This is a genomic window from Paenibacillus sp. J31R120 (assembly GCF_056269225.1).
In genome coordinates, this window is sequence record NZ_JBWDNN010000004.1 from 23,576 (window position 1) to 49,719 (window position 26,144).

At 46.9% G+C, this 26,144-nt stretch carries 18 protein-coding genes and 2 CRISPR repeat arrays; of the genes, 13 read left to right on the forward strand and 5 right to left on the reverse strand.

Features of this window, described 5'->3' with window-relative positions:
• Window positions 1–75: 75 nt before the first annotated feature.
• Window positions 76–633, reverse strand: coding sequence for an ArsR/SmtB family transcription factor (locus tag AC0YNW_RS15645; protein ID WP_387470664.1), 558 nt, complete (start codon window positions 631–633; stop codon window positions 76–78).
• A gap of 39 nt (window positions 634–672) precedes the next feature.
• The gene (locus tag AC0YNW_RS15650) at window positions 673–1,953 is read right to left on the reverse strand and encodes an MFS transporter (protein WP_475832720.1); all 1,281 of its coding nucleotides are present in this window, start codon (window positions 1,951–1,953) and stop codon (window positions 673–675) included.
• A gap of 261 nt (window positions 1,954–2,214) precedes the next feature.
• On the opposite strand from AC0YNW_RS15650, the gene AC0YNW_RS15655 reads away from it, so the two are divergent.
• From AC0YNW_RS15655 to AC0YNW_RS15665, 3 genes are all read left to right on the forward strand, one after another.
• A complete protein-coding gene (locus AC0YNW_RS15655) occupies window positions 2,215–3,246 on the forward strand; it encodes a helix-turn-helix transcriptional regulator (RefSeq protein WP_475832721.1) in 1,032 nt (343 codons plus the stop codon).
• A gap of 173 nt (window positions 3,247–3,419) precedes the next feature.
• Window positions 3,420–4,214, forward strand: coding sequence for an SDR family NAD(P)-dependent oxidoreductase (locus AC0YNW_RS15660; RefSeq protein WP_475832722.1), 795 nt, complete (start codon window positions 3,420–3,422; stop codon window positions 4,212–4,214).
• A 123-nt stretch (window positions 4,215–4,337) separates the two neighbouring features.
• The gene (locus AC0YNW_RS15665) at window positions 4,338–4,544 is read left to right on the forward strand and encodes a hypothetical protein (protein ID WP_475832723.1); all 207 of its coding nucleotides are present in this window, start codon (window positions 4,338–4,340) and stop codon (window positions 4,542–4,544) included.
• A 70-nt stretch (window positions 4,545–4,614) separates the two neighbouring features.
• Here AC0YNW_RS15665 and AC0YNW_RS15670 read toward each other — a convergent pair whose 3' ends face one another.
• Complete coding sequence (locus tag AC0YNW_RS15670) at window positions 4,615–5,019, reverse strand: VOC family protein (RefSeq protein ID WP_475832724.1); 405 nt, start codon at window positions 5,017–5,019, stop codon at window positions 4,615–4,617.
• 394 nt (window positions 5,020–5,413) lie between these two features.
• Window positions 5,414–8,721: direct repeats of the CRISPR family, unit length 32 nt; unit sequence GTCGCACCTCATGTAGGTGCGTGGATTGAAAT.
• A gap of 356 nt (window positions 8,722–9,077) precedes the next feature.
• Here AC0YNW_RS15670 and cas3 point away from each other — a divergent pair.
• The 8 genes from cas3 to cas2 all read left to right on the forward strand — a co-directional run bounded on the left by cas3 (window position 9,078) and on the right by cas2 (window position 18,148).
• Complete coding sequence (cas3, locus tag AC0YNW_RS15675) at window positions 9,078–11,504, forward strand: CRISPR-associated helicase Cas3' (protein ID WP_475832725.1); 2,427 nt, start codon at window positions 9,078–9,080, stop codon at window positions 11,502–11,504.
• Window positions 11,505–11,782: 278 nt separating this feature from the next.
• Window positions 11,783–12,658 carry a transposase gene (locus AC0YNW_RS15680; RefSeq protein ID WP_475832726.1) on the forward strand — a complete coding sequence of 292 codons (876 nt, stop codon included), beginning with the start codon at window positions 11,783–11,785 and terminating at the stop codon, window positions 12,656–12,658.
• A 41-nt stretch (window positions 12,659–12,699) separates the two neighbouring features.
• Window positions 12,700–13,386, forward strand: a complete 687-nt coding sequence (gene cas5c, locus AC0YNW_RS15685; RefSeq protein ID WP_475832727.1) for a type I-C CRISPR-associated protein Cas5c — start codon at window positions 12,700–12,702, stop codon at window positions 13,384–13,386.
• 28 nt (window positions 13,387–13,414) lie between these two features.
• Window positions 13,415–15,295 carry a type I-C CRISPR-associated protein Cas8c/Csd1 gene (gene cas8c, locus AC0YNW_RS15690; protein WP_475832728.1) on the forward strand — a complete coding sequence of 627 codons (1,881 nt, stop codon included), beginning with the start codon at window positions 13,415–13,417 and terminating at the stop codon, window positions 15,293–15,295.
• Between the two features lie 12 nt (window positions 15,296–15,307).
• Window positions 15,308–16,174 carry a type I-C CRISPR-associated protein Cas7/Csd2 gene (gene cas7c / locus AC0YNW_RS15695; RefSeq protein WP_475832729.1) on the forward strand — a complete coding sequence of 289 codons (867 nt, stop codon included), beginning with the start codon at window positions 15,308–15,310 and terminating at the stop codon, window positions 16,172–16,174.
• Window positions 16,164–16,820 (forward strand): CRISPR-associated protein Cas4, encoded by a 657-nt coding sequence (gene cas4, locus AC0YNW_RS15700; RefSeq protein ID WP_475832730.1) that lies wholly within the window; start codon window positions 16,164–16,166, stop codon window positions 16,818–16,820. The genes cas7c and cas4 overlap by 11 nt, the downstream gene beginning before the upstream one ends.
• Window positions 16,817–17,848 (forward strand): type I-C CRISPR-associated endonuclease Cas1c, encoded by a 1,032-nt coding sequence (gene cas1c / locus AC0YNW_RS15705; protein WP_475832731.1) that lies wholly within the window; start codon window positions 16,817–16,819, stop codon window positions 17,846–17,848. Before cas4 ends, cas1c begins: the two co-directional genes overlap by 4 nt.
• 9 nt (window positions 17,849–17,857) lie before the next feature.
• Window positions 17,858–18,148: a CRISPR-associated endonuclease Cas2 gene (cas2, locus tag AC0YNW_RS15710; protein WP_475832732.1), complete on the forward strand. Its 291-nt coding sequence runs from the start codon at window positions 17,858–17,860 to the stop codon at window positions 18,146–18,148.
• 190 nt (window positions 18,149–18,338) lie between these two features.
• A CRISPR array of direct repeats spans window positions 18,339–23,560; the repeat unit is 32 nt; unit sequence GTCGCACCCTACGCGGGTGCGTGGATTGAAAT.
• A gap of 247 nt (window positions 23,561–23,807) precedes the next feature.
• Here the strand turns inward: cas2 and AC0YNW_RS15715 are convergent.
• Together AC0YNW_RS15715 and AC0YNW_RS15720 are read right to left on the reverse strand one after the other, a co-directional pair.
• Window positions 23,808–24,716 carry an NAD(P)-dependent oxidoreductase gene (locus tag AC0YNW_RS15715; protein WP_475832733.1) on the reverse strand — a complete coding sequence of 303 codons (909 nt, stop codon included), beginning with the start codon at window positions 24,714–24,716 and terminating at the stop codon, window positions 23,808–23,810.
• Between the two features lie 7 nt (window positions 24,717–24,723).
• On the reverse strand, window positions 24,724–25,053 hold the full coding sequence (locus AC0YNW_RS15720) for a hypothetical protein (RefSeq protein WP_475832734.1): 330 nt from the start codon (window positions 25,051–25,053) through the stop codon (window positions 24,724–24,726).
• A gap of 183 nt (window positions 25,054–25,236) precedes the next feature.
• Here AC0YNW_RS15720 and AC0YNW_RS15725 point away from each other — a divergent pair, with 183 nt between their 5' ends.
• Complete coding sequence (locus tag AC0YNW_RS15725; protein ID WP_475832735.1) at window positions 25,237–25,578, forward strand: PadR family transcriptional regulator; 342 nt, start codon at window positions 25,237–25,239, stop codon at window positions 25,576–25,578.
• Window positions 25,575–26,141, forward strand: a complete 567-nt coding sequence (locus AC0YNW_RS15730; protein WP_475832736.1) for a DUF2812 domain-containing protein — start codon at window positions 25,575–25,577, stop codon at window positions 26,139–26,141. Before AC0YNW_RS15725 ends, AC0YNW_RS15730 begins: the two co-directional genes overlap by 4 nt.
• Window positions 26,142–26,144: the final 3 nt, after the last annotated feature.

The following is a 26,144-nucleotide window of genomic DNA, read 5'->3' on the forward strand; positions in this document are numbered from 1 at the left end:
GGCAGCCTGGAACTAGATGTCCATGGCTGCCGCTTTTTTTCACCGACGGTATGCTTCACCGTCTCTCGCGTCCACTTAATCGGGGTCGCCCGACATTGATGTAAAGAGATGGTAGGAGGCTTGCTCCGGTTTTGTTTTTTTGCCGTATTTGCTTGTGAGTTGTTCCAGGTAAGCCTTCAGATCCTTAGCCTCATCCGGCGTCAGGAAGAGATCGGTATTCATTAAAAGTGCAACACCTGCCGGATTGGAGGCTTTGTTACTCAGATATCTTTCCTTGCTGTCGTCGAACGTCCGGGCGATTAGCTTCTGAGCTTCGGAGGCATATATTTCTTTGATAGAGTCGTCTACGTGATCTTGATTTATCTCGATCGTGCCTTCAAAAGCTGTATAATATTTGGCCGTAATGCCATTAATCATTTTAGTCTCCGCGATTACGAGAAGTCCGATTCTTTCCAGCTTGCGCGCATGGTAGTAGACCTTGGCTGGAACCTCTCCAAGCTTATCGGCGATTTCCTTGATCGTAACCGGACGCGAAGCCTTATGGAACTGGTTCATAATCTTCATCCGGTACGGGTCGGAGAAAATACGGATTTCTTCGATTGTCTTCAGCACTTTTTTCTCGATAGCGGCCACTCCTGTCTCCTGGAGAACGATAGTTTCGTATTCAGTATACTATATTTTCATGAACTTTTTTTGCGTCAGGAGAAAGAAGGGCGGAATCAGTACCAGTATGCCTGCTCCTAGAAAAAGCCATTCCACACCAACCAAGCTGCCTGCGGCGCCGACGATAAGGGAGCCGAGCGGGATAAAGGAAAAGCCAATCATGCTCGATACGGAGCTCACGCGGCCAAGCATCGCTTGGGGAGCAGCTTCCATCATATACGTAGCTGATGTCGTGCTGATGAAGGGAAGCGCGAGTCCGCTGGCGAAGGCTGCGCATCCCGCAATGAGAAGCGGCTGTAAAGAAGTCAGCGACGGAATAAACAAGCAGACCTGCCCTATTCCAAGCAGGAAGCAGCCGGTGACGATAAGCGTGCTTTTGCGAAACCGCTCTCCCCAAGCTCCCATTCCAAGCCCGCTTAAAATCATGCCGAGGGTGATCGAGCCGCCGAGCACGCTTTGCGTGGCCGGACCGGACTGGAGAATATCCTGCACATAGACCGGCTGCATGACATTGAGCGGCGTCAGGCCTACATTAATAACGGCGCTTGTGCTTAAAGTGTAGAGCATGATTCGTTGAGAGCGTATAAAGCTCAGCCCTTCTTTGAGCTGCTGCCAGAATTGTGGCGGCTTCGCTTCTGTTGCTTTCCCAGTCCGTTCGTCCTCAGCGGAGGGGATGCGAATAAACAACAGGATCAGAGCTGACAGCAGAAAGGCCCCAGAATCGACCCAGATGGCTCCAGCAATCCCGATCCAGGCAATAAGCGGACCAGTCAAGGCAAGCCCGGCAAGTTCGGCGATCCGGGAGGAGGATGTAATGACGGAATTGCCGCTGAGCAGCAGATGCTTTGGCAGCAGCCTTGGGATTAGCGAGGTCTCAGCCGGATTAGAGAAGCATTCAAAGGTAGAGTTCATCAAAGTAAATAAAAATAAATGCCACGGCTGAAGCTGACCGATAGCAAATAGCAGTGCTGTTAAGGCGACAACCGCAAATCTAGAGGCGTAAGACAGGATAAGAAGGGGTTTCTTTGGCAAGCGGTCGACAAGGACGCCTGCGAACAGGCTGAACAAAATGCCCGGCACAAAATTGAGCGCAAACAAGCTGCCCATGAGCAGCTTGGAGCCGGTGAGCTGATACACCATCCAGCTATAGGCAATGGAATCAATGGAATCCCCGAATCGTGTGACCATTTTGGCAAAGAGCAGCACAAGGAAGGGCTTGTGATATCTTAATGCGCGCATAGAAGATGAAGCAGTAGTCGGGGTATAGGTCTGGGCTGCAGGGACGCTCATCTGAATCCTCCATTCAACGATGGTCTTGTACATGCAAGACTAACGTTTCATTTATATTAACGTTAAAAATAATTTAACGTTAATATAAATTTAATGCAAGCTCTTTTTTGTTTTTCTAGATGATGGAGGGATTCAGATCAATCGATTTTTTATTTATGCGCTTAATGAGGTACCATAGTCATACATGCATGCATGCATAAGTGCGGAGATTGAATCATTATTCACCTCATAAAATAAAGCTGTAAAGGAGGGAGCGACTGCATGAAATCTCATTTGTCCGAACGTATTAAGTTCCCGCCAGGATTCTGGGAAGGCGTACGTCTCGCTGGGATTGCAGCGCATGACATTGCGCGCAAAGCGGGGCTGCCTCTGACTATTATCGATGAGCCGGTAGTGACGACTGCTCAATATTTTGCGATCTGGCAAGCTTATTCCGATCTTATTGGCGATACTGCGGAGGGCATCATTAAGCTGGCCACCTCTTTTGAAACGGCAAAATATCCGCCTACCGTCTTGGCGACTTATCATGCCCGCGATTACAGAGATGCGCTGCACCGCATGGCTCGCTATAAGCAATTATGTCCGCCAGAAAGCTTGCGAATTGCCGAGCAGGGCGAGCAATGCACCATTGAGCTGGCATGGCTATATAAGGAGCAGCCCGGCCCGGCAATGTTAATTGGCATTACACTGGCTTATCTGCTGGAGCTTGGGCGCCGGGGAACCGGGCAATATTTGACCGCGCAGCTCGTGGAGTTTTCGCAGCCGATGGGGAATGTACAGGCTCTCGAAGCTTATTTCGGCTGTCGTGTTCGAATGGGGGCGGCATGCAATCGCCTCACGCTGCATCGCAGGGATCTGGACCGGCCCTTTGTCTCCTATAATGAAGAGTTGCTTGCCATTCTGACTCCTGTACTGGACCAATCGCTTCAGGAAGAGCTCGACAGCGGCTCCATGACCGAGAAGGTCAAATGGATCATTAAGCGCAACCTCGCTGGGGGAAGTCCTGATATGGGGAAGGTGGCGAAGGAACTGGGTTTTAGTGACCGTACCTTGCAGCGGCGGCTTTCCGATGAGCAGACAAGCTTCAAACATCTGCTGGGGCAGGCCAGACATGAGCAGGCGCGCGAGTATCTGTCCGACACTTCGCTGGATATCAAGGAAGTAGCTTACCTGCTGGGCTATGAAGACCAGAATTCGTTCTACCGTGCCTTTCGTGATTGGGAAGGGGATACGCCTTCGCATTGGCGGGCAGAACGTACAGGTGCAGACGCGCTGCCAGATGAATGGGCTTGAAATTTTTTATTGGGAAACCCTCCCTACCGTCGTAGATGGCAGCAACGTTGGCGTGTGCGGCAAGAACTTTGGCGCAAGGCGCTAGTTACTGGACCACTTGCAGAAGGTAATATAGTTCCTATCCGAAGCTCAGGACTTCGTCGTGAGTGATGAACAAGGAAGGGGATTATAAGATGGATATGGGATTATCGAATAAAACGGCTCTTATTACCGGATCAACGAAAGGCATCGGCAAAGCGATTGCTTTTGAACTAGCTAGAGAAGGCGTGAATGTGCTCATTAATGGCCGTAAGGATGAAGAGGTCGAGCGTACTGTACAGGAGATCAAGTCGGTCTTTCCAGAGACTTCTCCACTTAAGGCCACAGCCGATCTGGTGGATGCGGAGCAAAGAGAGGCTTTATTCCGGCAGCACCCCGCGATAGATATTCTGGTGAACAATATGGGCATTTATGAAATCATGTCGTATGAGGATATTGACGATGAAGTGTGGGAGAGATATATTCGCACCAATGTTCTGGCAGCTAATGCGCTGACCAAATTGTATTTGCCAGGTATGCTGAATCGCAATGATGGCCGGGTAATCTTCATCGCGAGTGAAGAAGCTGTCATGCCATCCGGTCAAATGCCGCAGTATGCCGTAACGAAGTCGATGCTATTATCGCTAGCCAAAAGCTTGTCGAAATTAACGGCAGGCACTGAAGTTACCGTCAATACGATTATGCCGGGGCCGACACTATCGGAGAATGTGCATCAAATTATCGACAGCATCTATTCGGATAAAGGGATGGCTTTTTCGGAAAAAGAAAAGCAATTTATGAAGAGCAACCTGCCCCAGTCCGAGCTTCAGAGATTCATCCGACCAGCGGAGATCGGCAGACTGGCAGCCTTTGTATGCAGTCCTTATGCATCTGCGTTTAGAGGGTCGCCAATTCGGATGGATGGGGGAATGGTGCCTACTATTTTTTGACGCAATTTGGAACCATCGGGCTATGTGTGGCTTCCGGGCGGTTTGATATACTCTTTGGTATATTTTGGACTCGTCAATACAAGAAGACGTTATCGGCATTAACGAATCTTGCGAAGCGGAGGGGTGATTCAAGCTGAGGTGGAGGAACTGGTCCGCGCCTATACGGTTGCTTTCAACAAAATGGATCGCCGATCAAGCTTTATTGAAACAGTGGAGCGGGAAGAGATTTATGTTGTGCTTGTCGAGCTGCTGCAAAGCTTCAACGGCTCTGGCGGCGCAACGGATATGGATGCGATGTTGGAGTTGTTTGATAACCTACGGGTATATTAAAATCGAAAAGACGAGCTGTATCTGAAGAGGATACGAGCTCGTCTTTTTGCTGGGGATGCTATTGCTTGGCTTACTCCGCCTTGCTCTGAGCTGTAATCATCCACCATACTCCGTATGGGTCCATAACCTCTCCCAAAAACATACCGAACGGCTGAAACTCGAACGGATATTTCACCTGTCCTCCAGCCGAGAGCTTCTCGAACGCCTCGCGGGCTTGAGATTCCGAATCCAGTTCCAGAGACAGATAGAGCCCCGATCCATGGGTGAACGGCTGCATGCCATCTGCCAAGAAGATATAGTTCTCTCCTGCAACCTCAATGCACATATGCATAACCTTGTCTTTGTCAGCGTGCTGCGCTCCCATTGCTTCTTCGTGGGTCATGATCGACATGACTTTGCCGCCAAGCGAGTCTATGTAGAATTGGCCCTGCGTTCGGGCATCCTCCGAAATGATATATGGCTTTAACTTTCCCATGGGCAAGCATCCTCTCTTGGTAAGGTGGATAGATATATACTTACTATAACCGATTAGGCCAGGTATCATTTCTTGCGGATTGCGGTGATAGTGAGGGCGGTATTTCTAACGAAATTATTGCTGTTAAGTAACAATGTAATTTTGTTTAAAATTGTAATAAAATGCAGGTTCGATTATAATTTTCATACTCTCTATTAATTATACTGTAAGTAGTGCGAATCGTTGGTGCGAATGTGAAGTGAACATGAAATCCCTGGGGGATTCGCACCATGAAAAGCGGTTTATAAGATGCTTTAAGGTTTAATGATGAACTATAAATGAAGGATAAAATCGTTTTATTGATATTATTTTTCATAAAAACGATCGGATGCCGCTTTCTGAACTGAAAATCGCTGTCGCACCTCATGTAGGTGCGTGGATTGAAATTACACATTTAATGGAAGACCTCAATACAATATATGTCGCACCTCATGTAGGTGCGTGGATTGAAATCCCATACGATACTGCTTGCTTCATGAATCATATAGTCGCACCTCATGTAGGTGCGTGGATTGAAATACCCGACCATCCCCCTTATCTATGATACTTTTAGTCGCACCTCATGTAGGTGCGTGGATTGAAATTGATCTTGGGTCAAATTAACACCCCTCTCTGCATGTCGCACCTCATGTAGGTGCGTGGATTGAAATAATGACGAACTCATAAATACCCTCGCTGTCCGTGTCGCACCTCATGTAGGTGCGTGGATTGAAATAAAACGTCCGCCCTCTTCCGTTAGAGGCCACTAGTCGCACCTCATGTAGGTGCGTGGATTGAAATCTCCTCCCGAAGTCGTTCGAGCTCGTCAAGCTCGTCGCACCTCATGTAGGTGCGTGGATTGAAATATTGTAGCCTGAACGTTGTTAGTCATGGCCTGCGGTCGCACCTCATGTAGGTGCGTGGATTGAAATCGTCGATGGTGGACTGGACTTAAATTGGACGGGGTCGCACCTCATGTAGGTGCGTGGATTGAAATATGTCCGGGATTGAGTCTAATCATAGCCTCGATGTCGCACCTCATGTAGGTGCGTGGATTGAAATCTTAAAAGCTTTGGTCGACTCGATCATCGAGACGTGTCGCACCTCATGTAGGTGCGTGGATTGAAATTCACCAATTGTAGCGAGTGGCGAGAGAAGGCTTGTCGCACCTCATGTAGGTGCGTGGATTGAAATTCATCGCTGAAGCTCATTACCTTGTATCCTAACGTCGCACCTCATGTAGGTGCGTGGATTGAAATTTGCGCTTCCTCGAAAATAATCAATGTCGTTTTGTCGCACCTCATGTAGGTGCGTGGATTGAAATATCTCCGCCTTAATCGCCGCGTTCGTATCAACAAGTCGCACCTCATGTAGGTGCGTGGATTGAAATACCAACATCAAGGCCGGTTTGAATTTGTTCAACGTCGCACCTCATGTAGGTGCGTGGATTGAAATATTGTTGAGGAAACGGCGTGGACGACGACTGCGCGTCGCACCTCATGTAGGTGCGTGGATTGAAATAACTATTGGCGCTGCTATAATCCGCGGACTAAGGGTCGCACCTCATGTAGGTGCGTGGATTGAAATCACGTTGCCATTTTGGTTATGGCGCCCTCTTCGTGTCGCACCTCATGTAGGTGCGTGGATTGAAATGTAGGTATTGATGGGCGGTATCAAGGAATGAAAGGTCGCACCTCATGTAGGTGCGTGGATTGAAATAGAACTATACCACGCTACTGCTGATATCCGAAGAGTCGCACCTCATGTAGGTGCGTGGATTGAAATTATAGTGTCTATATCAATGGTTATAGCTATACCTGTCGCACCTCATGTAGGTGCGTGGATTGAAATCCGAATCCGATAAGGCGCTATATAAGGTCGTGGGTCGCACCTCATGTAGGTGCGTGGATTGAAATGACTCTGCGCAAGACGAAGCTATAAGGCAGCCTGGTCGCACCTCATGTAGGTGCGTGGATTGAAATCATTTGCCTATGCTCATCGCGGATTGCGTCAACAGTCGCACCTCATGTAGGTGCGTGGATTGAAATTTGAATCGTTCCCGGGTGTTGATCCGTCGACAAGTCGCACCTCATGTAGGTGCGTGGATTGAAATTCCGATGTGTCTCGGATATCTGATTTCTGCTACGTCGCACCTCATGTAGGTGCGTGGATTGAAATCTGACGCAGAGACACGAATAGCCTCTCGCCAGTTGTCGCACCTCATGTAGGTGCGTGGATTGAAATTCGGATCATATGACGACTTTATACGCGAATGGTGTCGCACCTCATGTAGGTGCGTGGATTGAAATAACATTGTATTTGCTGACATCAATGTTCTTGTCCGTCGCACCTCATGTAGGTGCGTGGATTGAAATAGCAAACTTGGCATTTATTTGTGGGTCCTGTTCGTCGCACCTCATGTAGGTGCGTGGATTGAAATTTCATGTTTTGATGTTTCATCCTTAAATTCGTTGTCGCACCTCATGTAGGTGCGTGGATTGAAATCTCACAACTGGCAATGGTATACGGAACTGACTCGTCGCACCTCATGTAGGTGCGTGGATTGAAATTACGGTGAGTTAGACAATGGTCACACGAAGAAATGTCGCACCTCATGTAGGTGCGTGGATTGAAATTTCTTGAAGACTTGATCTCCAGCTTGTAACAATTGTCGCACCTCATGTAGGTGCGTGGATTGAAATCATACGTATTTGCCTTGCATTTCGAGTTTGTAGGTCGCACCTCATGTAGGTGCGTGGATTGAAATAATGGGAGAACTGAAGTAGGCCGTATCTTTGAAGTCGCACCTCATGTAGGTGCGTGGATTGAAATAACTGCTTCTCCAACTCCTTACAGTATTCCATCGTCGCACCTCATGTAGGTGCGTGGATTGAAATAAGTGCGAGCTGTTTATGCGACAAATGCAGCAAGTCGCACCTCATGTAGGTGCGTGGATTGAAATCAATGCAAAGAGTCAACGATCTTATCAAATTCCTGTCGCACCTCATGTAGGTGCGTGGATTGAAATCATTGCTCTTGGTGCTGCTAACACCAACCGAAACGTCGCACCTCATGTAGGTGCGTGGATTGAAATATCCACATCGCGGGCCTTACGCTCGATAATCCAGGTCGCACCTCATGTAGGTGCGTGGATTGAAATAATGATAATGGCGTGGGCGCCTGTCGCCATCGCCGTCGCACCTCATGTAGGTGCGTGGATTGAAATCGGCTAGCCCGAGCGGCAATGAGCGGAAATCTTTGTCGCACCTCATGTAGGTGCGTGGATTGAAATATTTGCGCCGCCTGCTCCACCGTACTGCAGCCGGTCGCACCTCATGTAGGTGCGTGGATTGAAATATGGCGGAGGTAGACGTGAAGACACGGAAGTTTGTCGCACCTCATGTAGGTGCGTGGATTGAAATACGGATAGTACAAACCGCGCAACCTGTAAGAAGAGTCGCACCTCACGTAGGTGCGTGGATTGAAATGACCTCAATTACGTGATCCGTGATTGTGAGAGAGTCGCACCTCACGTAGGTGCGTGGATTGAAATGACCTCAATTACGTGATCCGTGATTGTGAGAGGGTCGCACCTCACGTAGGTGCGTGGATTGAAATTGACGAATGACAAGGAAACTGAACAAGTTCGGGGGTCGCACCTCACGTAGGTGCGTGGATTAAAATCTCAATAAGTCTCTAGCAGGTGCAAATGATATGGTCGCACCTCTCGCGAAAGAGTTTTAGAAGGGTGCAAAGGCAAGGCTACAGCAGCAAATACATCTTATCCCCCTCCTCACTACACTAGCACTCCTCTATCATCTATATCTCTAACAGCTAAGCCTTTGTAGCAATTTACAGAGGCTTATTTTCATATCTAATTTATCTGCATCCTTATTTCCACACATATAATCTTTGGCCAAAATATAAGAATATTTAGGAGGTATTTGTATTAGGGTGACGAATGTTATAACTAAAGCACTAGGCAATTAGACTCATGTTAGGATATCCATTATTCTAACTGCAGGATAAGGAGGAGCCACGTGGATTATATTGCACATATTCGGAAGAGCGATCATCAAATCCAGACCGTAGAAGAGCATTTATTAGGCGTTCAGAAACTAGCGGAGTCGATTGGAGAGAAAATTGGTGTAAAACATATTGCCGGCTTAGCCGGTGTATTACATGACATGGGTAAATATACTACTTTATTTAGAGACTATATTTGGAATGCTGTACATCATCCGGAACTTCCATCCCGCAGAGGGAGCGTCGATCATTCTACAGCTGGCGGGAAATTGATGTTCAGTGAGCACCACCAAGGACAACCCAAGAAGAATATGTGGACGTTGGCAGAACTCGTTGGGAACGCGGTCATTTCACATCATTCCTATTTGCATGATTTTCTAGGACCACCTCATGAGTCCGGTTACTTAAAAAGAGTAGAGAGTGCTCCCAAGGAATTCGAGCAGTCGGTGGATTTGTTTTTTGAGCGTGTGATGATTAGGGAAGAGTTTCATCAATATGTTGAGGAAGCAGCAGTGGAGCTGGATGCATATTTGCAAAAAGACCCTCAAAGCTCAAGGGAAAACAAATTGATGTTTTTGGGCAAGTATGTGTTTAGCGCTCTAATTGATGCAGATCGAACCAATACCAGGGAATTCGAAGAGAACATCATAGACGAAGATAAGCAGGACGACGAAGTGCTTTTTCAACAATATTACCTAAAGCTAATGGACAGAATTCACGAACTTCAGGTATACGGTAAGACACACAGTTCTTCAAACATACAGCAGCTCAGAAAAAAGATGTCGGAGCGATGCGAGCAATATGCATCCGAGCCTTCGGCCATCTATACATTATCCATTCCGACGGGCGGCGGCAAGACGCTCGCCAGCTTCAGATATGCACTCCAACATGCGATTCAGAAGAGGAAGAAACGGATTATTTATATCGTTCCGTTCACCACTGTGATCGAACAGAACGCTGAGGAAATCCGACGAATTATACAGGATGATGCCCATTTGCTTGAACATCATTCCAATGTTGTGAATGATAATGACGACGATGATGAGTCACAGGATGGTTATCTAAGCAAAGAACAGAAACTTAAGCACGCTAAGGATAATTGGGATTCTCCTATTATTTTCACAACGATGGTTCAATTCTTGAATGTGTTCTATGCGAAGGGGAGCCGGAATGTTCGAAGGCTTCATAATCTAGCAGAATCCGTCATTATCATAGATGAGGTACAGAAGGTACCTGTTTCTTGTGTCTCCTTATTTAATATAGCAGTGAACTTTTTAAATACATATGGAAACTCTTCGATTCTCCTATGTACGGCAACGCAACCAGCACTTGAGTTTGTTGACAACAAACTAAACATACAAGCTGATGCCGAAATAATTGAAAACATAGAAAAAGTGATTGATGCCTTTAAGAGAGTAGAGATTGTAGATAAGGCAACAGATGAAATATTTGATCAGCAGAAGCTGCAACAGTTTGTTCTGGAACGGCTTAAGCAAGTTAATAATGTGCTAATCGTACTTAATACCAAGTCGGTTGTTAAGAAGCTATATATAGCTTTATCTGATGGGGATGTCCCTGTCTACCATCTCAGTACATCTATGTGCGCTACACACCGTAAACACATTCTGAACAAAGTAAAAGAGCATCTGAATCATGAAGAGAAAGTAGTTTGTATCAGCACACAATTAATTGAAGCGGGAGTGGACATTAGTTTCCAGTGTGTCATTCGCTCGCTTGCCGAGCTGGATTCAATTGCCCAAGCAGCAGGAAGATGTAATAGACATGGAGAAGATCAGCTGCGTCAAGTATACGTTATTAATTATGGAGAAGAGAATTTGAAGTATTTGAAAGAGATGAGTATTGGCAAGGAAATCTCCAGAAAGATGCTCATTGATCTAAAGCGTGATTCGAGTCTGTATGGAGGACATATGCTGTCAGCTGAAGCTATTGAATATTTCTTCATTGAGTATTACAGGGAATTGCAATCCACCTTAAATTATCATGTTCCAGAGTTAAAAAAGGACATGGTGGAGCTGCTAACAGTAGACCGTTGTAATAATACTTATTTAAAGTCTTATAAGAATGAATTTAAACAAGACTTAGCTTTATACAACTTACACAGCCATAGAAGTGCCGCAGAACATTTTGAGGTGATCAAGAATCGGACGATTACTGTACTGGCGCCGTATAATGAAGAAGGTAAACGGATCATTGCTGAATTGAACGGTGAAGGAAGTATAGAACAATTGTCTCAACTTCTGCAGAAAGCACAACAGTATGCGGTTAACCTCTGGAGATATGAGATCGATGAACTGAATCGAAACAATGGTATTGAAGCTTTGCTTGATGGAAAGATATTCGTATTGCGAGAGAGTGCGTATAACGACGAGTTTGGAATTGACTTGAGTAATGATAGTCCAATGGGAGGGGCGTTTTGGTAATAGAAGAAGCCTATCAATAGATAGGCTCTCTTCTTAAATACAATTATATTTCAATCCACGCGTTTTGCGACAAATGTAGTATAGCACAACAGAAAAAATAAACCATTGAAAATAAAGTTGTTCATAATAGTATTTAAGAAAAAAAGGTGTTGATTTAGTTTTCTTCAACTGGTATGATTTGGTTGTAAATGGATTCCAGATACTTAACCTTCTTCTTCCTGTAAATGAGGGACCATTTAATAAAAAGGATTGTGAATGGTCTGGGAGGATTGTTAATTATGATTATAAGATTTGATATTTCCAATCAATCAGCGCCTATAATAGTAGTTTCGGATATGAATGTGCCAATCACCATGAGATTTGAAAGTGAAGAACAAATAGTACGAAGTAAAAAAGTAAGCGCTTATTTTTTTGAACAAATGGAGATGCCTCTCTTAATGATAGATCGAGTAAGAGTTGTTATTAATGAGAGCGGGGGTTTGAGAACAAAGGATGTTCTTTTAGCGTGTGGTGTGAATCGTAATGGACATAAGAAGATGCTGGGTTTCTCTATAACTGATTCAGAACCTACTGTAAATTGGACATCATTTATAGCTGAATTAATACACAAGGGGATAATAGGTGTTAATTGTATAGTTTGCAAGGATGACCCGCAGCTTTTACAAGTTCTCAAAGAGTACTTCCCAACAACAAGTGTACAATTATGCCAAGTATATATGATCGATAAAATCTTGAGGCATGTACCACAGGAGTTAAAGGCTAGTGTTAAAAGCATGGTATGTGCTATCACTGCTGCTCCTGATTTGCATAAGGCACAAGATTACTTAGAGCATACTTTACATTTGCATAAACAAAGTGCATATGAATCAATGAAATTATTAGAGAATAACTTTAGTCATTTGATCACTATTCTTCAATATCCCTCTAAATATCGAACTCGTTTTCGTTCATTGACGATCATTAATAACGTAGGGAAGCTCATTAAAAATCGTCTGAATTTTCTTTCTTTAAATATTGATGCTGAAACAGCCTTTTCGGAGACTGAGAAAGAGCTTATTGAAATAGAAAATAGATGGAAAGCGGAGCGACGGTATTCGGATATGGATGAGTTTAAAAACTTTACACAAAAGAAATATCAGTCGCTTTTGGAATAGGTCAAGAACTGCATGGATGATTATTTTAAGGAGGTGAGCAAATGAGAAACGCGATGGAGTTTAAAGTCTATGGTGAGTATGCATTGTTCACAGATCCGCTTACAAAGCTTGGGGGCGAGAAGCTGTCGTATAACGTGCCCACCTATCAGGCGTTGAAGGGGATTGCGGAATCTATCTATTGGAAGCCAACCATCATTATCTACATTGATGCGGTCCGCATCATGAAGCCTATTCGGATGGAATCCAAGGGCATCAGGCCCATTGAATACAATGGGGGTAATACACTTGCCAACTACACGTACCTAAGAGATGTCGAATATCATGTTCGTGCCTATTTCGAATTTAATGAGAATCGACCGGATATGGCTTTCGATCGTAACGAACATAAGCATCATAACATTATGCTGCGATCCCTTGCGGCAGGCGGAAGAAGAGATATTTTTCTAGGGACGAGAGAATGCCAGGGATATGTAGAACCATGTGATTTTGACGATGGTGAAAGTTATTACGAGCATTACGACGAAGTACCGTTAGGGCACATGGTACATGGCATTAATTATCCGGATGAGACAGGTAGGGACCAGATGGAAGTACGGCTGTGGAACCCAGTGATGGAGAAGGGTGTTATTAAATTCAAACGTCCAGAGGAGTGTGAGCGAGTTCGTCCGATTAAGGATATGAATATGAAACACTTCGATCATACCAATGTTCGCGCAGTTGAAGATTGATTGATATTAAATGAAAGGAGGGAGAACGATGAGTTGGCTCCTTGATTTGTATCAGACATATAAGGCTCATTCGAAGCAGGTCGGCATTATAGAGAAGCGATTCAATGATCAGGAATTCACGTTGCTGCCAATTGCGCATACCACTCAGAATGCACATATTGAAGTCACCGTGACTAGAGATGGAGAGTTTCATTCCGCAGAAGTGATCACGGTGAAGAGCAATATGAGTACACTGATTCCATGTACGGAAAAGTCGGCGAGCAGAGCCGGGTTGGTAGTGGCTCCGTATCCTTTGCACGATAAGCTCAGCTATGTCGCCGGAGATTTAGTTGCCTACGGGGGAGAGAAAAAGAAGGAAGATCCCTTCGTTGCATATGTTCAACAATTAAAAGGTTGGGCAGAGTCGCCATATGCTATAGAGAAGATCAAGAGTATCTACCAATACGTGAGCAAGGGCAGTCTCATACAGGATTTGATTGAACATAAGATTTTGTATGTCGATGAGAACAACCGGTTAATAAACAAGTGGGATAAATCAAGTGAGACGGCTAGACCCGACATATATTCAGTGCTTGCCGGTGATCTGGATAGTGCCTTTATTCGCTTTAATGTCCATGCTCCAGGTAATCATTTGACCGAGGTTTGGAAAGATTCAGAAATGTATAATTCCTTCATTGATTATTACAGTGAGCAGCTCGGTGATCTTGATCTTTGCTATGTAACGGGGGAACTTGTGCCCGCGACGGATAAGCATGCTAACAAAATCAGGAATGCCGCGGACAAAGCAAAGCTAATCTCTGCCAATGATTCAAGCGGATTCACATATAGAGGACGATTCCGAACGAGTAAGGAAGCTGCTAGCATCAGTTATGAAGTATCTCAGAAAGCTCATAACGCACTGAAATGGTTGATTAACCGTCAGGGTAAAATCATGGATCAGCGTGTTTTCCTTGTATGGGGGAAAGAGCAGACATATATTCCTAGTTTTGCGGATGACGCATTCGATACAGCACCCTCAGCAGCTGTAGTGAAGTATGTTGCTTTTACCAACCAAGAGTTTGCTGCCGAGTTTGCCAAGGCGATGGATGGATACAGCAATCAAATTCAAGGCAGATCAGAAGTTCATATTATGGTGTTGGATTCGGCAACAACTGGTCGCATGGCTGTTCTATATTACCGTAGCATGGACAAGCATCTTTACTTGAATAAACTCACTAATTGGCATACATCTTGTGCATGGTTGCATCGGTATCGCAAAGATTCATCAGGGGAATGGGTGCAATTTTATGGAGCGCCATCGACCAGAGATATTGCGTTCGCGGCGTACGGCCCAAGAGCGAGTGACAAGATTGTAAAAGGGTTAATGGAGCGAATGCTGCCCAGCATCATAGATGGTCGGGCGATACCGCTTGATATTGTGAGAAGCGCGAAGAATAGGGCTTCAAACCCGATTTCTATGGAAAAGTGGGAATGGGAAAAAACACTTAGTATCGCGTGTGCATTAATAAATATTAGGGAGGGACGCAGTGTGGCTCTTGATATCCATAATTATGACCGAAATTATTTATTTGGTCGCATGTTGGCTATAGCGGATGTTTTGGAAAGAAGGGCATTAGGGGATGATGATCGGTCTAGCAACGCCATCCGCTATATGAACGCATTCTCACGCCATCCTGAGAGAACTTGGAGAGTGATTCAGCAAAGTCTGGTTCCTTATCAGGCTAGACTCGGCTGGAAGGCGACAGATCTGAATAAGTTATTGGATGAAGTTGGTTTCTTGATGAATGCTGAAGGTTTTAACAATGAGCCGTTAACCGGGCTATATTTGCTAGGCTTCTATAGTCAGCGTCATGCACTGTATCAAGGCAAGAACCAAAAGAGTGAAGCTGTTGAAGAGATTAACGAATAAGGAGAGATGAAGATGACTACTTTGGACCATAAAATCGATTTTGCTGTTGTTTTCTCAGTATCCAATGCCAATCCCAATGGAGACCCGCTCAATGGCAATCGTCCTCGTCAAAATTTTGACGGTAAAGGCGAGATGTCGGATGTCGCGATTAAACGCAAGATTAGAAATCGTCTGCAGGATATGGGTGAGTCTATTTTTGTCCAGTCCAATGACCGCAAGACGGATTCTTTTCAAAGCTTGAAGGATCGTGCTGAAGGAGTAGAGGAATTAGCGAGTATTATGAAATCTAAGACAGGTTCTAGTGATCAATTCGCTCAGGTGGCTTGTGACAAGTGGATTGATGTTAGAAGCTTCGGACAGGTATTCGCATTTAAAGCGGATAGCAAAGGCAGTGGCGTATCGGTAGGAGTTAGAGGCCCGGTATCTGTTCATCCAGCAATCAGCATTGATCCGATTGATATTACTAGCTTACAAATTACGAAGAGCGTAAACTCGGAATCGTCTGGCAAAGAAAAAAGCTCGGATACGATGGGAATGAAGCATCGTGTGGATTCTGGTGTGTATGTATTTTATGGCAGTATCAATACACAATTGGCGGAAAAAACAGGCTTTACTTATGAGGATGCTGCGAGGATCAAAGAAGCGCTCCGAACCTTATTCGAGAACGATGTATCTTCGGCAAGGCCGGAAGGAAGCATGGAGGTTCGCCGTTTGTACTGGTGGGAGCATTCTTCCAAGCTGGGGCAATACTCCTCTGCCAAAGTGCATCGCTCATTGTTGAAAGAGAAACTAGAAGCTGAACCTAAAGCCTTTGAAGATTATTCATTTGATGTAGTACGTTTGGATGGTCTGAAGGTCGAAGTGCTGGATGGAATTTAATGAAGATAATGAGCTGCTGCTGTCGGGCATCCAGCACTTTCAATTTTGCAAGCGGCAGTGGGCCATCATCCATATTGAGCAACAATGGGCCGAGAACGTAAAAACGGTCGAAGGTCAGCATCTTCACCGCAATGCCGATCAGCCATTTACTCGGGAGAAGCGTGGAGATAAGCTGATTGTCAGAGCGATGCCTGTCAGATCAAGAGAACTTGGTCTGACAGGTGTATGTGATGTAGTCGAGTTCATCCGAAGCGAGAATGGCGTAGCCATTCATGGTACGGAAGGTGCTTTTATCCCTTACCCTGTTGAGTACAAGCGTGGCAAGCCCAAATCAGGCGATGAAGATATTGTTCAGTTAGTCGCCCAGGCGATATGCCTGGAGGAGATGCTGTTATGTGAAGTCGATGTTGGATATTTGTTCTACAATGAGATCAAGCATCGGGTAGAAGTATCGATTACAGCTGAATGGAAACAGAGGGTTAGAGGAATTGTGTTGGAGATGCAGGACTATTATAGGCGCCGACATACACCGAAAGTGAAGACAGGTACATTTTGCCGAAGTTGTTCCCTGCAGCATATTTGCATGCCTGAACTGATGAATAAACGATCGGTCAAAAGCTACGTTGAAGGGAAAATGGTGGAATGAAGAAACTTCTGAACACTTTATTTGTTACGCAGCCGGATGTCTATTTGTCGCTTGATGGAGACAATATTGTGTTGCTGAAAGAGCAGGAGAAGCTCGCGCGTATGCCGCTTCATAATTTGGAGTCTGTCGTAGCTTTTGGCTACACGGGAGCTAGTCCAGCGCTAATGGGATATTGTGCGGAGCGCAATATCTCATTTGTATTTATGACGATGAACGGACGTTTCCTGGCCAGAGTTATCGGTGAAAGCAATGGGAATGTTGTTATGCGCAAGAAACAGTATCTTCTATCAGAGAATACGGCATCATCCGCAACGGTTGCCCGCAATTTTATAATAGGAAAGTTGTACAATCACAAATGGATGTTGGAGCGGATGACCAGAGACTACCCTTTACGAATCGACGTTTCTGAATTCAAATCCGCTTCGCAACAGCTAACTGTGTTGATGAAAGAAGTGAGGCTTTGTGAGGATTTAGAGAGATTGCGCGGATTGGAAGGACAGGCGGCTGTTACGTATAATAAGTTGTTTAATGATATGATATTGCAGCAGAAGGAAGACTTCTTTTTTCGCACTCGTTCACGCAGACCTCCGCTGGATCGGGTGAATGCGATGTTGTCCTTTGCTTATACATTGCTTGCCAAGGATGTAGGAGCAGCACTTGAAGGTGTGGGTTTAGATTCATATGTGGGATTCTTACATCGAGATCGGCCCGGAAGGGCTTCTCTGGCATTAGACTTGATGGAGGAACTTCGCGGGGTATTCGCGGATAAATTTGTATTGTCACTCATTAATAAAAAAATGTTGGACAAGCAGGACTTTGTGGTAAAGGAGAATGGCGCTGTGTTTCTGACGGATGAGGGGCGGAAAAAGTTCCTGACCGCTTGGCAGGCCAAGAAACAGGATAAAATTACACATCCTTATTTGAGTGAAAAGATCTCGTGGGGTCTTGTTCCACACGTTCAAGCTCTATTGTTGGCACGTTATTTACGTCAAGATCTGGACGAATATCCACCTTTCCTGTGGAAGTAGGCGATATTTATGTTGGTACTAATTACTTATGATGTCAGTACGCTAAGTAGTTCAGGCCGGAAGCGATTGAGACAAGTCTCGAAAGTATGCCAGAACTACGGACAGCGTGTCCAGAACTCAGTATTTGAATGTGTTGTAGATTCAACTCAACTAGCATCATTAAAGCTGGAGTTAGTAGATATTATAGATCGAGATCAGGATAGTCTCAGATTCTATCAGCTTGGTAACCAGTACAAAAATAAGATTGAGCATATCGGTGTCAAAAAATCATTGGACATGGAGGGGCCGCTTATTTTCTAGTGCGAGACACTGGTGCGAATGGGAAGCTCACATGAAATCCCTGGGGGATTCGCACCATTTTTTAGGGTTATGACGACGATAAACACCTCAAAATAGGATTGTTTTTTGGTTGTAAAGTCATTATTGATTGATAAGATCTGATTTATGACACTTATAATCATTTTATTGAATTATTAGGTCATAAATCGTTGTCGCACCCTACGCGGGTGCGTGGATTGAAATAGCTAAAGGCGCCGGAGATTATACAGAAAAAGATAGTCGCACCCTACGCGGGTGCGTGGATTGAAATAACAATAAAAAAAGAGGAGCGATTTGAATGCAAGTCGCACCCTACGCGGGTGCGTGGATTGAAATCCTTTGTCCGCTTGGCATTAACACCGTTAAACTGTCGCACCCTACGCGGGTGCGTGGATTGAAATAACAGCTTCCTGAGTTGATGAAGACTACAGATGTGTCGCACCCTACGCGGGTGCGTGGATTGAAATCAACCAAATTTCCTTACCGAAGAAACGGAGTAGTCGCACCCTACGCGGGTGCGTGGATTGAAATTTTAGTCTTCTGACTAAAAGGGTCTTTGTACTTTGTCGCACCCTACGCGGGTGCGTGGATTGAAATTACAGCAAGAAAAACATTGCCGTTTTCAATCGCATGTCGCACCCTACGCGGGTGCGTGGATTGAAATTTGTCTGATTCGCATTCTAAAAAATCGACTGCGTGTCGCACCCTACGCGGGTGCGTGGATTGAAATGACAATACAGCGAAAGACTACGCTGCTTACGGCGAGTCGCACCCTACGCGGGTGCGTGGATTGAAATCGCTACGTCTTGCGGTACGCCCTTACGAGTGAATGTCGCACCCTACGCGGGTGCGTGGATTGAAATGATCAATACATACATATCACATCAAGCAAAGAGGTCGCACCCTACGCGGGTGCGTGGATTGAAATAACGCCGCGTTTACATCGCTTAACTCTCGGCTGGTCGCACCCTACGCGGGTGCGTGGATTGAAATCGGAAGGAGTCACGTTGCTGCTCCTCCGTTTTCGTCGCACCCTACGCGGGTGCGTGGATTGAAATCTCTTGTACTACAGCTAACGCTTTTTTAGCGTCGGTCGCACCCTACGCGGGTGCGTGGATTGAAATTCACCGAACGCATTTTTCGTGATCGTGTATCTTGTCGCACCCTACGCGGGTGCGTGGATTGAAATTTTATAGTGCTGGAACCTACAATTTTATGCGTTTGTCGCACCCTACGCGGGTGCGTGGATTGAAATGGCGTATGTTGAGATATTGACGCGGCGACCGTCGTCGCACCCTACGCGGGTGCGTGGATTGAAATATGATCAGGCACCGGCCAGCGTTCCAGTCGCTTGTCGCACCCTACGCGGGTGCGTGGATTGAAATTCTTCGATCGCTTCCTCCAGATCGATTTTGAAGTGTCGCACCCTACGCGGGTGCGTGGATTGAAATCTCTGCTTTGCTGCGACGCTCCGTCTTAGCCTTGTCGCACCCTACGCGGGTGCGTGGATTGAAATCAGATTTAGCCGCAGCCACTTCTCGAGCTTGCTTGTCGCACCCTACGCGGGTGCGTGGATTGAAATCCCCAACAACTACATAGGTGCCGTTACCATAAGTCGCACCCTACGCGGGTGCGTGGATTGAAATACTTGTGTGTGCGAACTTCAATAGTCAAACGGTTGTCGCACCCTACGCGGGTGCGTGGATTGAAATTATCGGAAATGCATCACATGATATTCGAGTCGAAGTCGCACCCTACGCGGGTGCGTGGATTGAAATTATTGTGCGTCCAGTAGCAGATGCGACGACACGAGTCGCACCCTACGCGGGTGCGTGGATTGAAATTCCGATCTGTTTTACAGTGGCGCCCGGTTTGTACGTCGCACCCTACGCGGGTGCGTGGATTGAAATGCTAGAGACGAAGATCACATAAGGAGCTCTAATAGTCGCACCCTACGCGGGTGCGTGGATTGAAATATTGAATGTCGGACGGATGTCGGATGCAGTATGGTCGCACCCTACGCGGGTGCGTGGATTGAAATGAAGAACCTGATTATGAAATGGATGTGCCAGACAGTCGCACCCTACGCGGGTGCGTGGATTGAAATTGGCCGTCAACACCTTTAATCGACGTAATCAGGTTGTCGCACCCTACGCGGGTGCGTGGATTGAAATACGAATAGACGGCTACTGCAATAAAAATTGCCCAGTCGCACCCTACGCGGGTGCGTGGATTGAAATCATCCCTATGTCTTTCTCACCATCAGCTGGCCGTGTCGCACCCTACGCGGGTGCGTGGATTGAAATACTGCGGGCGCGTCTGGGTTTGCTGTTGTGTGAAGTCGCACCCTACGCGGGTGCGTGGATTGAAATTAGGTCTGAGTGGTCGGATACTGCCGTTAGGGAAGTCGCACCCTACGCGGGTGCGTGGATTGAAATTCCAAACCCGATCGCTAGCGCCGGATCTGGAAGTCGCACCCTACGCGGGTGCGTGGATTGAAATGACTATGAGATTGTCATCCTTCCAGGCGATACCGGTCGCACCCTACGCGGGTGCGTGGATTGAAATTCCCAATTCGTAATGAAGATATATCCACGATCAGTCGCACCCTACGCGGGTGCGTGGATTGAAATATCTTCATCCAGCTCGCCTTTCTGATCCATCGAGGTCGCACCCTACGCGGGTGCGTGGATTGAAATTCGAATGAAGCCTTACCCCTCACAAAGTAAGCGAGTCGCACCCTACGCGGGTGCGTGGATTGAAATTGGCTGACCGCTTGCTGCCTTGTCACTTGTTGCAGTCGCACCCTACGCGGGTGCGTGGATTGAAATCCTAACTCCGCGATCTGTGTATCACGCTCTGCGAGTCGCACCCTACGCGGGTGCGTGGATTGAAATTTCGAGTAAATCTCTACTCCTCTTTGACCATCGGTCGCACCCTACGCGGGTGCGTGGATTGAAATCGGCCTAACCAAGACCACCGTTGCCGGGCTTGAGTCGCACCCTACGCGGGTGCGTGGATTGAAATAGAAAACGTTGGAGACACACTTACGTCAGTATATGTCGCACCCTACGCGGGTGCGTGGATTGAAATATTCAGCAGGTACAATAAAAAGCTCATTCAGGAAGTCGCACCCTACGCGGGTGCGTGGATTGAAATTGCACAACAGAAACAAGAAAATAAATGAAAATAGTCGCACCCTACGCGGGTGCGTGGATTGAAATTAGAATATCAGCAATAACTTGCAAGTCATCCGAGTCGCACCCTACGCGGGTGCGTGGATTGAAATAGTGATGTATTGGATGATTTCATTTTCCATGACGTCGCACCCTACGCGGGTGCGTGGATTGAAATAAAGTGGGACAAGCTGAAGGAAAATTTGGACAAGGTCGCACCCTACGCGGGTGCGTGGATTGAAATAGTTTCACGCGGAACCTGGGACAAGACGTTGCGAGTCGCACCCTACGCGGGTGCGTGGATTGAAATAGTTTCACGCGGAACCTGGGACAAGACGTTGCGAGTCGCACCCTACGCGGGTGCGTGGATTGAAATTGTCGTCATGAGTGGAAGCAAGAGACATTGATCGTCGCACCTTACGCGGGTGCGTGGATTGAAATATCCCGTCAAAAAGCTTAAGCAAATTCCGCATGGTCGCACCCTACGCGGGTGCGTGGATTGAAATTTGTCCAACTCGGCACCTACCCATTTGATAATTGTCGCACCCTACGCGGGTGCGTGGATTGAAATGATGTGACGCGCATCCGTTCATAGTCGATCGTTAGTCGCACCCTACACGGGTGCGTGGATTGAAATAACAACACCGAGCGTCAATGGATGCGGCGACAGAGTCGCACCCTACGCGGGTGCGTGGATTGAAATGTAAAGGAACTCAGAATTGCCGAGGGCGAGCGCAAGTCGCACCCTACGCGGGTGCGTGGATTGAAATATCTGGCGCATAAGACTAGGAACGAATTGGCTCGTCGCACCCTACGCGGGTGCGTGGATTGAAATGTCATCCTCGTAGTCGTAGGTATCTCCCTCTTTGTCGCACCCTACGCGGGTGCGTGGATTGAAATTTATCGGGATTGCTTTAAAGAATCTCTTTAATAGTCGCACCCTACGCGGGTGCGTGGATTGAAATACTTAAGCTCTTGTTAGCTTTAACAGGTTTACTAGGTCGCACCCTACGCGGGTGCGTGGATTGAAATCCTCGATCGTCAGCTCGACGTCGGTGCCGGACACGTCGCACCCTACGCGGGTGCGTGGATTGAAATTACTGCAGAAATAATAGGTTGCTAGATTCAAATGGTCGCACCCTACGCGGGTGCGTGGATTGAAATACTCTACATGGTAAATTGATTGAGGTTGATGTCAGGTCGCAACCTAAGCGGGTGCGTGGATTGAAATTATTTGCCTTCGGGTACATTTCGCTTAAGTTGTCGTCGCACCCTACGCGGGTGCGTGGATTGAAATTGCTAGCTGGTACATGGTAATCATGTCACCGTTGTCGCACCCTACGCGGGTGCGTGGATTGAAATATTTTTATAGCTATAGCCATGCCATCCACATAAGGTCGCACCCTACGCGGGTGCGTGGATTGAAATAGGTTAGAGACCATCGTCGTGCTGCTTACTTTTGTCGCACCCTACGCGGGTGCGTGGATTGAAATCGTCAGTGTCACGCCCTCCGATACGTATGAAGTAGTCGCACCCTACGCGGGTGCGTGGATTGAAATATGCGGTCAATATGGGCTTGATAGGAATAGCCAGTCGCACCCTACGCGGGTGCGTGGATTGAAATTTATGAGGTATATTGTAATCATCTCGACAACCACGTCGCACCCTACGCGGGTGCGTGGATTGAAATGTGATATTCTCATGTTCTTTTGCCGCTTGTAGAAGTCGCACCCTACGCGGGTGTGTGGATTGAAATTCTTTGTACTGGTAATCACCATATTCATAGAGAAGTCGCACCCTACGCGGGTGCGTGGATTGAAATCATAACTGTGATGCCGCAGAGGTTGTATACGGTGGTCGCACCCTACGCCGGTGCGTGGATTGAAATAGCGCCCGCCGAGGTCACAACCACATCTTCGATCGTCGCACCCTACGTGGGTGCGTGGATTGAAATTCCTTGCCATCTTTTCGTAGCTTTATGGTTAGCATGTCGCACCCTATGCGGGTGCGTGGATTGAAATTGGATACGTGATGATCTTACACGTAGACAGGGCAGTCGCACCCTATGCGGGTGCGTGGATTGAAATGTTACGAGACTACGGCACGTCAATCACAAGATATGTCGCACCCTATGCGGGTGCGTAGATTGAAATCAAATAACGGGTGGGGGAGTGTCTTTTGTCTATGTCGCACCCTAAGCGGGTGCGTGGATTGAAATTTGAAGATGCTATGAGTGAACATAGTGAGAGCTGCGTCGCACCCTACGCGGTGCGAGGATTGAAATCCTCTACCTGGGAGGCGAAGACGGTGGATGAAATGTTAAGCGTCAATATGCAGAGGCGCTGGCAGATAGTATGTACCGAAATACTCCAACTTACATTGTTCAAAAAACGCCCAATAAGCAAAAAGCCGAAAACGTCCAATCAGACGTTCTCGGCTCTTTCCAACAGTATTACATTTGACCTTCAGTTTTTCTCCCCAATAGTCTCCCCAATCCACGCTTCATACGTCTTCACTACAGCGCTGAGATCTTCCTGACCGAGACCGTTGTTACAAGTAATTTGGAACAACTGCTGCACGGTGGCCTGGATAGGAGAAGGCACTTGCAGGGACTGGGCGAGACGTCCTGCGAGCTTCACATCCTTGAACATGAGCTGGGCCATGAATTGCGGCGAGAAGTCGCGGTTCAGAATGCGTGGACCCTTCACCTCAGCCGCAGCGCTGCGGGCGCCTCCGCCGGCCAAAATTTCAAGGAACAGCTCCGGGTTGCCGCCGGACTTCTGAACAATGGACATGCCCTCCGCCAGCGCGGAGATATTGGCTGCGACAATCAAGTTGTTCGCGAGCTTCGCATTGGCTCCAGTTCCGTTAGGCCCCATATATAGAGCCTTCCTGCCCATCAATTCGAATAGCGGCAGGCAAGTCTCATACGCTTCCTTCTTGCCCCCGACAATGAAGGTGAGAATGCCTTCAATAGCATGCGGCTCGCTGCCCGACACCGGTGCATCCAGCATTTCGACGCCAACGTCAGCGAGGCGCTCCGCCAGCATCTTGGTCGTATCCGGGTAGATAGTGCTGCAATCTACGACGATCTTCGGCGTACCGAATGCCTCATCCGTACAAGCGGACAAGATGCCGTCCTCTCCCAAATATACCGCTTCAACCACCGCGTCATCCGTCAGCATAGTGAACACGATATCTGCTTGTCCCGCAGCTTCCTTCGGTGTCGATACGATCGTGACCGAGTCCAGCTGTTCGAAGTCCCGGGCTCTGTCGCGGTTGCGATTATAGACAGCCAGCGTATGTCCAGCGTGCTGAAGATGCATAGCCATCGGTTTGCCCATAGTGCCTAGTCCTATAAATGCGATTCTCATTTGTCGTTCAACCTCCAATTTTATTTGTAGGATCTACATACTTGTTTATATAGTTGTGAAACGAAAGATCGTATTCGGCAATCGCTTGATACACATCTTCTAGGCGGTTTTGCAGCTGGTGAAGATTAAGGTTGGCTGAAGGGAGAGCTCCATTATCGTCATTCGGCTCAACTAGATAGGGGCAAAAGCCCATACCCTGATCTTCACAGTACATGACAAAGCGATATCCCTGAAATTCAAAAGAAATCAGCATGAGATCATTATAGAAAAAATGAAGCTGCACATCTCGTAAGAAGAGCGGCTCATCAATTTCTGTTGCATAAGGCAAAGTAATCATTAGCCATGTCCTTTCCTATAACAACAAAGGTTATACAACGCCCATATCTTCATCATATCATAGTTGCCGAGTCAAATTTACGAAGTCGATTCCCACTCTGCATCTGCCCATTGACACGTATATCGTTAAACGATATACTACATTCAATGATATATCGTTAAATGATATAAAGGAGGTGCCGAATTGCCGAGAAATGATTCTTTGGAGATGGGCGAGCTGACGGATACGGCGTTCTACATCTTGCTGTCCGTTGTGGAGCCCAAGCACGGATATTTGATTATGCAGTCGATCGAGACGATGACGAATCAGCGATTGACGGTCGGACCGGCATCGATGTACACCACCATTAAGAAGCTATTGGCTGCCGGACTTATTGAGCTATTTGATGACGACGATGACAAACGCAAAACCTATGCGGCTACCTCCAAAGGGATGGAGCTGCTGAAGAAGAACGTCGAGTGGCGCAAGGATATGGTACGCCATGCGGAAGCCATATTTGAACAAAGGGGAGTGAAGGGAGTATGAAGAAAACCAAGTATGTTGCTAGCGGCGGGTTGGCATTTACAGAAGCATCGGATATGAAGAAGCTAGGCAAGCACGCACGGAAAGGATGGTTGCTAGAGAGCTTTGCCCCATTCGGATATACCTTGAGAAAGGGAGAGCCTCAGAATCTTATCTACAGCGTAGATTATCAGGAGGATGCGGATGCCGATTACTTCGCCTTGTTCGAAGAAGCGGGCTGCAAGAAGGTGTGTTCTGCGGGCGGGGAGAGTGCCTTCCATATCTTCAGCGCTCCTCCAGGCACCAGACCGATCTATACGGATCAAGACTCTCTTATTGAACGATACGAACGTGAGCGGAAAATGTCCGGCAAGGCAGCCTTGCCGCTGCTCATCGTGACTATAGCGCTTCTGCTCGTTCGCATGATGAGTATGAACGACTGGCTGCCCAAGCTGCTGGACAGATTGGACTCGTTGCAGGTTTGGCTTCACTCATTCTGCTTGTTTTCCCAGGCATGCCGTACATCTGGTATACTTTTAAGCTCAATCGTTACCGCAGCGGAAAGAGGGCCGTATAGCGCACAGTGATGC

Excerpts from the sequence above, each read along its gene's own strand:
- cas5c (WP_475832727.1), top strand. The coding sequence starts at position 12,700 with ATGAGAAACGCGATGGAGTTTAAAGTCTATGGTGAGTATGCATTGTTC.
- cas8c (WP_475832728.1), top strand. The coding sequence starts at position 13,415 with ATGAGTTGGCTCCTTGATTTGTATCAGACATATAAGGCTCATTCGAAG.
- AC0YNW_RS15680 (WP_475832726.1), top strand. The coding sequence starts at position 11,783 with ATGATTATAAGATTTGATATTTCCAATCAATCAGCGCCTATAATAGTA.
- AC0YNW_RS15715 (WP_475832733.1), bottom strand. The coding sequence starts at position 24,716 with ATGAGAATCGCATTTATAGGACTAGGCACTATGGGCAAACCGATGGCT.
- cas4 (WP_475832730.1), top strand. The coding sequence starts at position 16,164 with ATGGAATTTAATGAAGATAATGAGCTGCTGCTGTCGGGCATCCAGCAC.
- cas7c (WP_475832729.1), top strand. The coding sequence starts at position 15,308 with ATGACTACTTTGGACCATAAAATCGATTTTGCTGTTGTTTTCTCAGTA.
- AC0YNW_RS15730 (WP_475832736.1), top strand. The coding sequence starts at position 25,575 with ATGAAGAAAACCAAGTATGTTGCTAGCGGCGGGTTGGCATTTACAGAA.
- cas2 (WP_475832732.1), top strand. The coding sequence starts at position 17,858 with ATGTTGGTACTAATTACTTATGATGTCAGTACGCTAAGTAGTTCAGGC.
- AC0YNW_RS15660 (WP_475832722.1), top strand. The coding sequence starts at position 3,420 with ATGGATATGGGATTATCGAATAAAACGGCTCTTATTACCGGATCAACG.
- cas1c (WP_475832731.1), top strand. The coding sequence starts at position 16,817 with ATGAAGAAACTTCTGAACACTTTATTTGTTACGCAGCCGGATGTCTAT.
- AC0YNW_RS15720 (WP_475832734.1), bottom strand. The coding sequence starts at position 25,053 with ATGATTACTTTGCCTTATGCAACAGAAATTGATGAGCCGCTCTTCTTA.
- AC0YNW_RS15670 (WP_475832724.1), bottom strand. The coding sequence starts at position 5,019 with ATGGGAAAGTTAAAGCCATATATCATTTCGGAGGATGCCCGAACGCAG.
- AC0YNW_RS15655 (WP_475832721.1), top strand. The coding sequence starts at position 2,215 with ATGAAATCTCATTTGTCCGAACGTATTAAGTTCCCGCCAGGATTCTGG.
- AC0YNW_RS15650 (WP_475832720.1), bottom strand. The coding sequence starts at position 1,953 with ATGAGCGTCCCTGCAGCCCAGACCTATACCCCGACTACTGCTTCATCT.